The organism is Streptomyces sp. NPDC002577 (assembly GCF_053594815.1).
This window is the reverse complement of sequence record NZ_JBSFWK010000075.1, coordinates 1-12,469: the sequence shown is the minus strand read 5'-3', so window position 1 is coordinate 12,469 and position 12,469 is coordinate 1. Positions and strand designations below refer to the sequence as shown.

11 protein-coding genes and 3 pseudogenes are annotated in these 12,469 nt (G+C 68.6%); 7 read left to right on the top strand and 7 right to left on the bottom strand.

Annotated features, from left to right (window positions below; genetic code table 11):
* Positions 1-115 precede the first annotated feature (115 nt).
* Positions 116-664, top strand: coding sequence for a DUF1062 domain-containing protein (locus ACWD4J_RS42610; RefSeq protein WP_451400933.1), 549 nt, complete (start codon positions 116-118; stop codon positions 662-664).
* Positions 665-810: 146 nt separating this feature from the next.
* Here the strand turns inward: ACWD4J_RS42610 and ACWD4J_RS42605 are convergent.
* Positions 811-1,035, bottom strand: a pseudogene (locus tag ACWD4J_RS42605) (response regulator); the annotation flags it as partial.
* Between the two features lie 396 nt (positions 1,036-1,431).
* Between ACWD4J_RS42605 and ACWD4J_RS42600 the strand changes: the two are divergent.
* The 3 genes and pseudogenes from ACWD4J_RS42600 to ACWD4J_RS42590 form a co-directional block, all read left to right on the top strand.
* A complete protein-coding gene (locus ACWD4J_RS42600) occupies positions 1,432-1,854 on the top strand; it encodes a M15 family metallopeptidase (RefSeq protein ID WP_451400932.1) in 423 nt (140 codons plus the stop codon).
* 23 nt (positions 1,855-1,877) lie between these two features.
* Positions 1,878-2,966 carry an endonuclease/exonuclease/phosphatase family protein gene (locus ACWD4J_RS42595; RefSeq protein ID WP_451400931.1) on the top strand — a complete coding sequence of 363 codons (1,089 nt, stop codon included), beginning with the start codon at positions 1,878-1,880 and terminating at the stop codon, positions 2,964-2,966.
* A gap of 45 nt (positions 2,967-3,011) precedes the next feature.
* A pseudogene (locus tag ACWD4J_RS42590) lies at positions 3,012-3,155 on the top strand (peptidoglycan bridge formation protein FemAB); the annotation flags it as partial.
* A 230-nt stretch (positions 3,156-3,385) separates the two neighbouring features.
* Here ACWD4J_RS42590 and ACWD4J_RS42585 read toward each other — a convergent pair.
* Together ACWD4J_RS42585 and ACWD4J_RS42580 are read right to left on the bottom strand one after the other, a co-directional pair.
* Positions 3,386-3,652, bottom strand: coding sequence for a hypothetical protein (locus ACWD4J_RS42585; RefSeq protein ID WP_451400930.1), 267 nt, complete (start codon positions 3,650-3,652; stop codon positions 3,386-3,388).
* A gap of 407 nt (positions 3,653-4,059) precedes the next feature.
* Positions 4,060-6,171: an acyltransferase family protein gene (locus tag ACWD4J_RS42580; RefSeq protein WP_451400929.1), complete on the bottom strand. Its 2,112-nt coding sequence runs from the start codon at positions 6,169-6,171 to the stop codon at positions 4,060-4,062.
* A 393-nt stretch (positions 6,172-6,564) separates the two neighbouring features.
* Between ACWD4J_RS42580 and ACWD4J_RS42575 the strand changes: the two genes are divergently transcribed.
* Positions 6,565-6,855 (top strand): hypothetical protein, encoded by a 291-nt coding sequence (locus ACWD4J_RS42575; protein WP_451400928.1) that lies wholly within the window; start codon positions 6,565-6,567, stop codon positions 6,853-6,855.
* 109 nt (positions 6,856-6,964) lie between these two features.
* Positions 6,965-7,714: a dienelactone hydrolase family protein gene (locus ACWD4J_RS42570; RefSeq protein ID WP_451400927.1), complete on the top strand. Its 750-nt coding sequence runs from the start codon at positions 6,965-6,967 to the stop codon at positions 7,712-7,714.
* A 45-nt stretch (positions 7,715-7,759) separates the two neighbouring features.
* On the opposite strand, the gene ACWD4J_RS42565 is transcribed toward ACWD4J_RS42570, so the two are convergent.
* Positions 7,760-8,263 (bottom strand): NUDIX domain-containing protein, encoded by a 504-nt coding sequence (locus ACWD4J_RS42565; RefSeq protein WP_451400926.1) that lies wholly within the window; start codon positions 8,261-8,263, stop codon positions 7,760-7,762.
* Positions 8,264-8,546: 283 nt separating this feature from the next.
* Here ACWD4J_RS42565 and ACWD4J_RS42560 point away from each other — a divergent pair, with 283 nt between their 5' ends.
* The gene (locus tag ACWD4J_RS42560; protein WP_451400925.1) at positions 8,547-9,278 is read left to right on the top strand and encodes a dienelactone hydrolase family protein; all 732 of its coding nucleotides are present in this window, start codon (positions 8,547-8,549) and stop codon (positions 9,276-9,278) included.
* A gap of 117 nt (positions 9,279-9,395) precedes the next feature.
* Here ACWD4J_RS42560 and ACWD4J_RS42555 read toward each other — a convergent pair.
* The 3 genes and pseudogenes from ACWD4J_RS42555 to ACWD4J_RS42545 form a co-directional block, all read right to left on the bottom strand.
* Positions 9,396-10,368 (bottom strand): annotated as a pseudogene (locus ACWD4J_RS42555) (helix-turn-helix domain-containing protein).
* A 62-nt stretch (positions 10,369-10,430) separates the two neighbouring features.
* Positions 10,431-11,306, bottom strand: coding sequence for a hypothetical protein (locus tag ACWD4J_RS42550; RefSeq protein ID WP_451400924.1), 876 nt, complete (start codon positions 11,304-11,306; stop codon positions 10,431-10,433).
* A 582-nt stretch (positions 11,307-11,888) separates the two neighbouring features.
* Positions 11,889-12,245, bottom strand: a complete 357-nt coding sequence (locus tag ACWD4J_RS42545) for a hypothetical protein (RefSeq protein WP_451400923.1) — start codon at positions 12,243-12,245, stop codon at positions 11,889-11,891.
* Positions 12,246-12,469 lie beyond the last annotated feature (224 nt).

The window sequence follows — 12,469 nt, the reverse complement described above, 5'->3', positions numbered from 1 at the left end:
GAAGAGCCCTTGTACACCCTGTGAGACCTCCCAAGCGCTGATTCGTCGCGCGTCGCGCACTGCGCGCCGTGCTGCTTCTTGCTACGGACTTTCTCACTGAAACCGGTGTACTTCTTTGCTCACCAACTGGGTGATCACACCCACCTGCCTGCCCATCGTTCTCCGCCGTTGCCACACGTGCGCTTCCGGATGCTTCCGGACAAGCGGCAAGTTCCGTGTCAACGCCAACCACAAGCTCATCGACGCCTGGCTCCTCGCGCTCTGCTCCGACTGCGGGGACACCACGAAGATCACGGTCCTGGAGCGCATGAACGTCCGCTCCATACGGCCTGATCTGCTGGAGCGGATGCACGACAACGACCCCGGTCTGGCAGCCGAGTTGCTGGAGGATCCGGTTGTGCGGCGCCGTAACCGCATCGCCCTCGACTGGGACGGAGCCTGGCGTCTCGACACGGGCGGACCGGGTCACCTGGACCACGAGGTGATCGACGTCTCGGTCCGCTTCGCGGCGCGGATTCCTGTCCGGCCGGTGCGGCTGATCGCCGAAGGGTGTGGTCTGTCACGGACCGAGGTCGAGAGGCTGATCACGGAGGGTGCACTCGTCTCGGACGTGCGGCTGAGCGGCAAACGCTCCGGCGACTTCACCTTCCTGCTCAAGCGCTGAGCCCGGTCGGGGCCAAGGCCTGTTCGGTGAGACCCGCCGGACAGGCCCTGGCCCCCGCGCGTGGAGGGCATCGGCCTCAAGGGAGGCCTCGCCGACAAGCAGCAGCCCCGGTGAAGCTTCCGCTCTCGGCGTATGGCACCGCCCTACACGGGCCCGCCGCGGGACGGAAGCCTCGGCTGAGGAGCGGCGCGCGTGACGGAAGGTCCGGGGACGTCGCGGTCGAGGACGGCGATGTCGTAGGTGTTGATGCTCAGAAGTTCCAGGGCGGTGTCGCCGTCACCTGCGATGTCGGCCGCGATCGCTTCCAGACGCAGGCCATCGCGGATGGCTTCTGCCAGACAGGGCTCGTCCTCGACGATCAACACACGCATGCCCTCGATGCTACGAGTCGGCGCATATCGTCCGCGTATCGAAAATCCCATACGTGCCGGCAACACCACGCTGTCTTGACTGGCGGCGTGAACCACACCGCACCATCGGCACGAACAACGACCCGCCGGATTCACCGGCGCATTGTTGTCGGCCTGATAGCCGTCACAGCTGCGATCACCGCAGTCCTCGGCTGTCAGTCGCAGAATTCCTCGCCTTCCCCGACCAGGTCCGCCTCGTCTCCCCCGGCCGTATCACCGTTGTCTTCCTCGACCGCACCGCCCTCGTCTTCCTCCGCAACGCCCCCCTCGAAGGCTCGTCGCGGTGAGCAGGGTGGTACGCCTGCCGGTGGGCGCCGTGGTGCGGTCGGCGAGGCCGACGGTGTCGTTCCCGACGGCGTGACGGGCTTCGATGACCGGGTTCCGGCTGTGGCCAACCTCGATGCGGATCTGCTCAAGGCCCTCCGCCGGGCTGCGACTGATGTCGCGGACGACGGAGTCGAGTTCTACGTCACCAGCGGCTGGCGTTCCCCGGAGTACCAGGATCAGCTTCTGCGCAAGGCGGTCTCCAAGTCCGGGTCCGAAGAGGAGGCCGCCCGATGGGTGGCCACCGCCGAGACCTCTCCTCACGTGTCGGGGGACGCGGTCGACATCGGGCACTCCGCTGCGACGACGTGGCTGTCCGAACACGGCGCCGTGTACGGGTTGTGTCAGATCTACAAGAATGAGTCCTGGCACTACGAACTCCGCTCCGAAGCCATCGATCACAGCTGCCCGCGGATGTACGCCGACCCCACCCAGGACCCGAGGATGCAGCAGTGAACGGCAGTGAGCGAGGACAGACGATGGTGCAGGTGGACACGGCGGAGCAGGCCGGACAGGAGGGCGCCGGCCGCCGGGACACCGGCTCCGGTACCTGGCGCGCGGCCATCCGCCGGACGATCCGCAGCGGCTCCCGGCCGGAGGCCTGGAAGCGCGGCCTGGTGCTCGCGGCGCTGGCGCTGCTGCTCGGCCTGGTCCTGCTGCTGCACTCGAAGATCACGGACCGCGGGGGCCTCGGCAGTCTGGTGGAGACCATGCTGCCGTGGTTCGGCGTGTTCATCCCGGTGCTTGCGGCCGGTGCCCTGTGGCGCCGCTCCGCCTCCGCGTTGGTCGCGCTGCTGCTGCCGGCCGTGGTGTGGCTGAGCCTCTTCGGTGGACTGCTCGGCGACAAGTCCCATGCGGGCGGTGACCTCACCGTGGTCAGCCACAACGTCGCCGCCGAGAACCGTGATCCGGCCGGCACCGCCCGCGCCCTGGCCTCCTCCGGGGCGGACCTGCTGGCGCTCGAGGAGCTGACCGACCAGGCCAAGGGCACGTACGAGAAGGAGCTCGCGAAGGCGTACCCGCACCACACCGTGCAGGGCACGGTCGGGCTGTGGAGCAAGCTCCCGCTGTCGGACACACGGCCGGTCGACGTCCTGCGGGGCATGGTCGGGCCACTGGCCAAGAAGCTGCGGCCCGAGGACATCCCGGTGGACCCGCCCCGTGCGCTGCGCACCACGGTGACCACCAAGAAGGGGCCGCTGGCGGTGTACGTGGCGCATCTGGGTTCCGTACGAGTGATGCCCAGGGGCGGCTTCTGGACGGACTCGCGCGACGCCGGCGCGACAAAGCTCGCCAAGGCCGTCGCCGCCGAGCGCAGCGAGCGGGTGCTGGTGCTCGGTGACTTCAACGGCACCATGGACGACCGTGCGCTCGACGGCCTCGCCTCGCAGCTGCGCTCGGTCCAGGACGTGGCCGGGGACGGCTTCGGCTTCAGCTGGCCGGCGAAGTTCCCGGTGGCGCGGATCGACCAGATCCTGGTCCGCGGCGTGGAGCCGAAGAGCGCGTGGCTGCTGCCGGCCGCGGGTAGCGACCACCGGCCGGTGGCGGCCGGAATCGGCATGTCCTAGGGCGAACCAGTACGAGCAGCAGTCGGGAATCCGGTCGTCAGGCCGATCAGCGCCGCCGAGCATTTGGTGTTCATGCGGGCCCAGCGGTCGGTCAGCTTTCTGCAGACCCCGGCGTGGGGCCGCGTCAAGACAGAGTGGCGCAGCGAGTCCCTCGACTGGTTCGACGGCCGGCGCCTGGTCGGTGCGGGGCGACGATCCCGAACGGGCCGGCGCTGCGCGGCGATGTCGATCGGGAGCAGAACCACGCCGTCGGCGACCCGGGAGCGGGCGGGCCGGAGTTCGTCGCTCATGAGGCGATCGCGCTCCCGTCGCACCGTTTTCTGGCCGCAGGTGTGACGGTCGTTGCGGGCCGGTGCGCCACGAAGGGGGTACGGACCCAGCCGCCGGGACCGTCATGCCGGTCCCGGCGGTCTGGCGGTTCAGCTCGACGCCGAGCTCACCGTGGTGGACGGCTTGGCGTGGTGGGGTCCAGGGGGCGCCGGGGTGGGGCGGGCGCCGGTGCGGGTGACGCCGATGCCGGCGACGACCACGAAGGCGATGCCGGCGGCAGGTGCCAGGCCGGGTTTCTGGCCGAGGACGAGGAGGCCGATGAGCATGGCGATGGCGGGTCCCAGGCTCATCAGCGTGCCGAAGGCGGAGGTGGTCAGGCGGCGCAGGGCGAGGAATTCGAGGGCGAATGGCAGCACCCGGGTCGACTGGTGGCCGACCGGGGCGCTGCGGGGCGGTGTCAGCCGCCGGTGCTGCCCTCATCCATCGACGGGTTGGAGGTTGGCAGGACCTCCGCGCCCGTCGGCTCGTCCGTGGGAGTCGCGCGGGATCCTCGGAGGGCTCGACGGTCGGGGCCGTGGACGCGGCCGGCACGGGCGGGTCGGGGTGGTGTCGGCGTTGCCGCTGCTGCCGCCGAACACAGCGAGCGCGGCCAGGACGGCGCCGATGACGACCAGGGCGACGCCGACGATCAGGCCGCGTCCGGCGGGACGGTCCGGACTCAGCCATGGTGCGGTGCTCGTGTGGCGGCTGAGATCCGCAGTGTCTCCCGGAATCGACACCGCCCTGATCACTCGGCCACCGTCGCTTGGATCATCCGGTGTGTTCAGGGCGCACCCACGAGGCGATCCAGCGATGGCGCCAGAACCGGGGCAAGCGCATCGGCGTACGCCTCCGAGAGGTGGCTGTCGTCGCGGTAGACGGCGGTGTCGGCGACGACTACGGGGCAGATGCCGGTGCGCGGGGCGCAGAGCCAGGGGGCGGGGTCGATGACTGTGGTGGCCGTTGTGGATGCGGCGGTGCGGAGGGCGGTGCCGCGGGTTGCGTCGCGGGTCGCGTCCGGCAAGTGGTTCGCGCAGGCGTGTAGTTGCAGGGAGTTCCTGGCGGCGCAGTCGATCGGGTCGCCCTTGGGCCATGGGGTGTCGAGCAGGGCGGCGACCCGGACGCCGGAGGTACCCAGGTTGCGGAAGGTGTTCTCGAAGCCGGTGGTCCACTGGTGGAGGGGGTCGGCGGCGGGGCGGGCCGGGTCTCCGGCGTCCGAGGAGGAGACGACGACCAGGTCGGGGCGCAGGGTCTTGATCTTTGCCATGGCGTTGGAGCGCCAGGTGTCGCAGGCGGTGTACGGCTTGTGGCCGCTGACGATGGTCACGTCGGCGACCTTGCAGGAGGCCTTCGTCAGCGAGACCAGTTTCCAGCCGCGTGTGGTCGCGAGCCGTTGCAGGGCCGGGAACCACTGGGCCGCGTGGGAGTCGCCGAAAAGGACGACCGTACGGGAGGAAGTCCGGTCGCCGTAGACGCAGGGCCGGGTGCCGGTGGCGGCGTAATCGACGTGGCAGCCGTCCCGGTAGACCGCGGAGCGGGAGGACTTCACCTTCGGCAGGGGCGGGGCGAGGTTGCTCGGCAGGGCGGTGGGGGACGACGCCAGGAGTTCGGTGAGACGCGCCTGCGGGGCCGGTGCGTCGGAGAGAGCCTGCGCCAGCGCGGGCGCGGGGTCGCCCGCCTCGATCGTCGGCGGGACCGCTGTCGCCGTCAGGGACATCGCCGAGGCGCCAGCCGACAGCGCGGCCCCGAGAACCAGGGCGCGGCGGGGGCGCCTGCGGAAGGCCCGGTGGAAGCGGACCGGGTTCTCGACAAGGCGCAGGGTCAGCCACGCCAGGCCCAGCGCCGCCGCGGCCAGCCCGAGCGCGAGCGGCACGTCGGCCGTGCCGTCGGCGCGGCCCAGCGCCGCCGGGGCTATGACCAGCAGCGGCCAGTGCCACAGGTACCAGCCGTACGAGAGTCCGCCGAGCCACACCAGCGGTCGCCGCCCCAGCAGCCACCCCGCGCCGTGCAAGGTGGGCGCGCAGCCGCCGGCCACGACGAGCGCGGTACCGGCGACCGGCAGGAGGGCGTGGTAGCCGGGGAAGGGCGTCTCGTCGTCGTACCAGACCGCTGCCAGCGTGACGCAGGCCAGGCCGAGCCAGGTCAGCGGGGCCGCGAGGGCGGCGGGCAGCCGTTCCAGTCGGCCGGTGCCCAGCGCCAGGAGCGCGCCGACACCCAGTTCCCAGGCTCGGGTGAGGGAGCCGAAGTACGCCCAGGGCGCGGAGGAGTTCGTCACGAGGACGCCCGCCGCGAACGACCCCAGGCACAGTACCCCGAGCGGCACCGCGACCAGTCGGCGCCGACCGCGGGCGACCCGCCAGGTGAGCAGCAGGAGCAGCGGCCACACCAGGTAGAACTGCTCCTCCACGGCGAGCGACCAGAAGTGCTGGAACGGCGACGGCGGGCTGTTCTGGGCGAGATAGTCCGTACCGGCCGCAGCCAGCCTGAAGTTGACCGCGTACAGCGCGCTGGCGAGGGCGTCGCCCGCGTACTCGGCGAGCCGCGCCTTCGACAGGAACAGCCACGCCCCGCCCAGCGTGACGGCGATAACCAGGGACGACGCGGGAAGCAGCCGCAGTGCCCGGCGGGCATAGAAGGAACGGACCGACACCCGGCCGGTGGTGGCGAGTTCGCGCAGCAGCAGCGACGTAATGAGGAAGCCGGAAATCACGAAGAAGACGTCGACACCGATGTAACCCCCGCTGACCTGGGACACGCCGGCGTGGGAGAGCACCACCAGCCCGACGGCCACCGCGCGCAGCCCCTGGATGTCGAGGCGCAGGGCGTGGCCTTTGGGCGGTGCGGATCTGTCGCTCGCCGGGACGGTACATATCTCGGCGGACGTGATGCTCGACATCAGGTGACTCCTCGGGTGACTGACATGCTTCGGCTAAGAGGATCGGTCCGACCGCCACACGGGGTTCCGCTGTTGTCGCCCCGACTTCGCCTCAACCGCGAAGGTTCAACCGTGTGAAACCATCGGTTCACCCCCATTCAGCCCGGTGCGCTGAAGAGCACCTTCCCGCCGAACAGCGCAAGCGGATCGAGGCCAAGCAGCCCTTCAACCGCTACCTGCTGCGCTGACTGAATCGGCTGGTGGACCACATCGAGGACCAAGTCCTGCAGCCGCCGCCCCCTCTCGCAGCCCGTGCCGGAGATCGCCCGCCCTTACCTGCAGGGCCTGGTGCCGTAGTCGCCGGCCCCGGGGACAATGGGCCAGCAGACGAGATCGGCTGATGGGCGGGGGCCAATGACCAGTCACGGGATCGAGACCATGGCCGGCTGGTCGGACTGGGTACCCCTGATCACGGCCCAGGCTCCGCGGCTACCCGGCGTCTACCTCGCCAGGACGGATGCGAGCGGCCCGTTGGTCTACGTCGGAATGGCCGGCGAACGCAGGGGCAAACGACTGCGCGACCGGTTGCGGGTCTGCACCAGCGGCAAAGGGCTGGCCTCTGGACTCGGCGAGGCAGGCTGGGCGGGCCGCCACTGGTGGCGTCGTCGCCTCCAGGGCAGGGCGTGGACGACGTCGGTCGCGTGAGCGGTGAAGAGGTGCAGCAGTCGTCCGGTCTCGGCCAGGCTCACTTCTCCGGTGTGGTCGCCTGGTAATCGGCTTGCGACGTCGGCGGCGCTTCTGCTGACATGCACGCGTGCGCATAACCTCAGAAACCGTCGCTGATGGCGTCCGCGAGCAGCTCTTCACTATCGGGGAGATTCCTGGGGTGCTGTGGACGCCCGCCGCGGGCTCCGGTCCCCGGCCGCTGGTCTTGATCGGGCACGGCGGTGGCCAGCACAAGAAGGGATGGGAGGTCGTCTCCCGAGCAATCCCGTACGTCGTGTCCTGCGGTTTCGCGGTCGCCGCGATCGACGCGCCGGGAACCGGCGACAGGCCGGAGCACGCTGAGGTCCAGCGGCTTGTCGCGGTCATCCAGGAACGGGAGGCGGCCGGCGAGCCCGTCGGCCCGGCGTGGCCTGCACTCTGCGAAGTCGTAGCGTCACAGCTCATACCCGACTGGCAGACCACCCTGGACGCACTCCAGCAACTGGAGTCCGTCGGCGACAGTCAGCCCGTCGGGTACTACGGCCTGTCGCAGGGCGGTGAGATGGGCATCCGCCTTGTCGCGGTCGAACCGCGTATCACGGCAGCTGTCCTCGGCCTCATCGGAAGCGAGTGGCTCATCGACGCCGCGACGCGGATCACCGTCCCGGTCGAGTTCGTGCTGCAGTGGGACGACGAAGGGAATCCGCGGGACTCCGTCATGAAGCTGTTCGACGCACTCGGCTCCACCGAGAAGACCCTGCATGCCAACCCCGGTAGCCACTATCGAGTCCCGTCCTTCGAAATCGATAGCTCTGTCCGGTTCTTTGCCCGGCACCTCGGCACCGCGGGCAGTTCCTGATGTCACTCTCTGGCTAGTGCCGCATCAGGCAACGTTCGCCTTGTCTCAGGCCTCGAGGGCAGCGGAATTTGAGGTGGGTGGATAACCGTCTTCGAGATCGACGGGGATATGGGTTGCTTGGGCTTTGAGTCCGGCCTGCACACGGCGGAGCAACAGCCCGCCGATGTAGTCGGGGAGGTCGGCGGGAGGTACGAAGCGGTAGCCGCTGAGTTCTTCGGCGGGGAGGCTGATGGCGGCCTCCTCTGCCGTGCTCAGCAGTCCACCGTCGAACAGGTACATGATGCCTGGTTTGAGGCGCTTCTCTGTGGCAGGTGCGTAATCCACGCAGAGCAAGCCCCCAGGTTCACGGTCCAGGCCGAGTTCTTCCCTGACCTCGCGACGCGCGGTCTGACGGGGTGTCTCTTCCAGCTCCATGGCGCCCCCAGGGATCACCCAGCGTGGCTCGTAGGTCGGTTTGACCAGCAAGACGTTGCCTGCGGCGCTGCGCAGCAAGATCCCAGCGCCGACGAACACAGGTGGGCGGGTGGCGTAGTACTGCTCTGCGCTCATCGGGTGCGGTCCGGTGGGACGTTGTGGCATGGCCCTGAGAGTAGCCCCGGCGATACAACCGCCCACGCTGTAACGGGGCTTACGTTGCCTGACGCGGCACTAGTCAGGCAACGTTCGCCCTGGCGAGACGCGAGTGATGCCCCTTTGCGATACATTCAGCGTCGCCGTGCCCGCTGCGAACTCGAGGAGGTGAGACCGATCAACGCTGTGACAGATCGGGGCTCCCTCCCTCGCATGGTCTAAGGAGCGCCTGCAGAAGGTATTCCGAAAGGCTTGAAACGCTATGCGCTTCATCTCCAAGACGTCGTTGGGCGGCGTGACCGAACAGCTCTTCACCCTCGACGAGATCCCCGGCGTGCTGTGGACGCCGGAAGACGCCCACGGCACTCGTCCCCTGATCCTGATGGGACACGGCGGCGGGCAACACAAGAAGGCCCCCGGCATCCTGGCCCGCGCGCATCGCTTCGCCGCCGAGGGTGGGTTCGCGGTCGCCGCGATCGACGTGCCCAACCACGGCGAGCGGCCGACGGACGAGGAGTTCGACCGGATCGCGACAGAGTACCGGGCGCGTATGGCCGCCGGAGGGGATACGGCTGCCCTGGACACCGCCATGTACACGCTCGTGGCCGGGCAGACCGTCGCGGAATGGCAGGCGGTCCTGACCGCAGTCCAGCAACTCGACCATATCGGCGGCGGACCGGTGGGCTATTGGGGCGTGTCGCTGGGCTGCGCGTTCGGTATACCGTTCGTCGCCGCAGAACCTCGAGTCCGCGCCGCGGTGCTGGGCCTGCAAGGGTCGCCCGCGCTGGCCGGGACCGCCGCGCAGGTCACCGTGCCGGTGCAATTTCTGGTCCAGTGGGACGACGAGCGGATGCCCCGTGCACAGAGCCTGGCGTTGTTCGATGCCATCGGTTCAGCCGAGAAGACACTGCACGCCAACCCCGGCAAGCACGGAGATCTGCCGCGGTTCGAGACGGACGACTCGCTGCGGTTCTTCGCCCGGCATCTGGGCTGATAAGTCTGTAGTCCACGCCGCCGACTAGCGCCTACGCTGGATCGTCACCAGTGCGAACGTTGCCTGACACGGCACTGGCTAGTGCGATGCGCCAGAAATAACGAGGCTAAATCTATTTCAGGTTTCAGTGGTCGGCGGGTTGATTTTGGTGAGGTAGTCGGCGAGGGATTTGAGGATTCGTCGGCGGTCTTGGTCCAGGTGAAGGACCTGGGGTTCTCGTTCCAGGTGTCGATCCAGTCGCGGATGTCGTTCTCGAGGGCCTTCACGGAGGTGTGGACGCCGCGGCGGATGAGTTTGTCCGTCAGCAGGCCGAACCACCGCTCGACCTGGTTCATCCACGAGGAGCCGGTGGGGGTGACGTGGACGTGGAAGCGTGGGTGTTTTCCGAGCCACGTCTTGATCTCGGCGGTGTTGTGGGTGGCGTAATTGTCATAGACCAGGTGGACGTCGAGATCCGCCCGATGGTGGACTTCGACAGCCCGGAGTGCTTCGCCATCGAGGCCCGCGACCAGTGGGTGTCCTTGCCTGGGGTGGACTCCAGCGTCGCCGTGAGCACGTCTTCGACCTGGTCCAGCAGGATCGAGGGCGGCCTGCCGGGCCGCGGCTCATCGGTCAGCCCGTCCAGCCGCAACCGGATGAACCGCGACCGCCGGCGATTCACCGTTCCCTGCGATACACCGAGTTCGGCGGCGACCTCCTTGTTCGTCCCGCCTTCCGCGCACCGCAGCACGATCTTCGCCCGCAGCGCCAGGAACTGCGCGGTCTTCGCCCGCCGCGCCCAACGCGTCAGCTCCGCCCGCTCGGTCTCCAAGAGCACAAGCTCCGGCTTGCGCCGCCCCGGCCGCGGCTCGTCCACCAGGCCCGCCACCCGCCGGGCCACGAACCGCGAGCGCCACTTGCGCACCGTCTCCGTGGACACCCCAAAGTCCCCTGCTACACGGGTATTTGACGCTCCCTCCGCACAGGCCAGAATGATCCGGGCCCGTTCTGCCACACGGGCCGACACCGCACCACCCGCCCAACGCGTCAGCTCCGCCCGCTCCTCGACAGACAGCACGACTTCGACAGCACGAGGACCCCGAGACGCCATGAAAAAACCTACACACTTAGTCTCGTTATTTCTGGCGCATCACACTAGGGCGGCGGACCGCTCTACTCACCGAGAGAGCGGAACGCCTTGTCGAGGTCCTTGAGTTCCTTGGATGCCGTCACCTTCGGGATGCTCAGGATCTTCGCCACCGTTGCGGCATTGCGCTTCGTGCACCCCTTGATGTCTTCCGGACCGATGTGCCACGTGTCGCCGTCTGCGTAGAACATGGGATTACCACCCGTGTCGATCACGGCGATGGGACCGAAGGTCAGTTTCTTCCCGTTGCCGTGTTCCAGCTCCACATCGAAGACGCCGATCCAAGGGCTTGCGCCGTCCGCGGTGGTCTCATTGCCGGTCGTCAGCGTGAACTGGTCGAAGGTGTTGGCGGCCACGGTGAAGGCCATCTCCGCTTCCTTGGTGAAGGGCACCTTGTGCGAGCGGCTGCCCTTCACCATGGGCTGACCGTCGGGGATCGTCAGCTGGTACTTCACGGTGTCTGCGAACTGTCCTCCGACGCCGTAGCACGGTTCCAGATAGAACGACTGGCGGAACGTTGCTTTGACCTTCGTGATGAGCGCGGGCGCGGTGGCGATGTTCTGAACCGTCACCTTCACGTGCGGACCCCACGCATTGATCTTCTGGACGGTGGGTGGGTCCCCTGCGGTGTAATCCTTCGTCTCGCCCTCGAGACCTTTCCCGAGCAGGGCCTCGACCTTGGCGATCTTCAGGTCCGACTTGAGGGTCGGCCCGTTCGCCGTGGCGTCGGCGGCCTTCTCCGCCACCTGGTGATCCTGGTACCACGTCCACATCGCCCACGCAGCGGCCCCGAGGAGAACGAGAGGGGCAAGGTAGTAGCCCAGAAGCTCAAACCAGCCGCGCAGATGATCAAGGTTCTCTCGCCGGTGAGCCCTGCGGATCCGAAGAACTAACCGCTGCAACCGGCCGGGCTGAGGCGGGCCAGGCGTGGGCGTCGGGGCAGGCGAGGGTGCGGGTGCAGGCGTGGGCGTAGGGGCGGGCGCAGGCGTGGGCGTCGACGGCCCGCCGGCCGAGGGCCCTGGCGGTGCGGGATTGGGCGATCCACCAGAACCAGAAGACGGCGTGGGCATGCTAATTACTCCAGAAGGAAGAAAACAACGAAGGAGCCACGGGAAACACCCCTCGAGACCGAAGAGGGGGCAGCACTGTATGGGCACCGCACTGAGTTACGCCAACCGGCGCATCCAGACCACGCCGTCGCCGAGCTGGAGCGGGTCCTGGGCGTGTTCCGCACGGTCGGCCGCACCGCCAGGTGACACATAGCCGAGAGTGACATTCCGTGGCCGGCACCGTCCGGACCACCACCACCCCCACGGATACCTGGGCGTCCAGGGCGCCCTGGCCACCGGCGACTCCGGGCAGGCGGTCCGCGACCTGCTCGCCGCCTGGCGCACCAACGGCTGCTCTCAGCTCCGGGACCGGTTCCAGCAAGCCGTCGACGACGGCGAACTGCCTCCGGAGGCCGATCCGGGGCTCCTCGCCCGCTACGTCACCACCTTGGCATTCGGCATAGCCGTGCAGGCCGCGAGCGGTATCGTTCGCGACGACCTCCAGGAGATGGCCGACGCCGCCCTATGTAGCTGGCCGCTCGCCTGAGAGCGCCCGGTAGCGGCCGGGACTGTCGCCTTCGCCGGGAGAGCGACGGCGGGGATGAGCGCGGCGACCGTGATGCCGATCGCCCACCAGAACGCGCCGTGGAAGGCCCCCGTCGCGCCGTGCTCCAGGAGCGACTGGAAGACCACGGCGACGATCGCGATCCCGAACGAAGCCGCCACCTGCTGGGCGATGCGGGTGTTCATGGTGGCGTGCGGGATGTCCCCCGGGCGGGCGTCCTGGTCCACGGGGTGCCGTCAACGAACCTGCCACCAGCCGCGACTATGAGCCTCACGCCCTGTTTCCGCAGGTAGAGGCGGTGCGGTGAGGGGCTGTGAGCTGTGAGCTGTGAGCTGTGAGCCAGTGTCCTGTGACAGCGATTCCTAATGCTGTCTGTCAAGCCGCGAGAGCCGCAGGAGGCACGACCTCGTAGGTCCGTCCGTCGCGCAGGAGGGCCCAGAGGACGTTGACG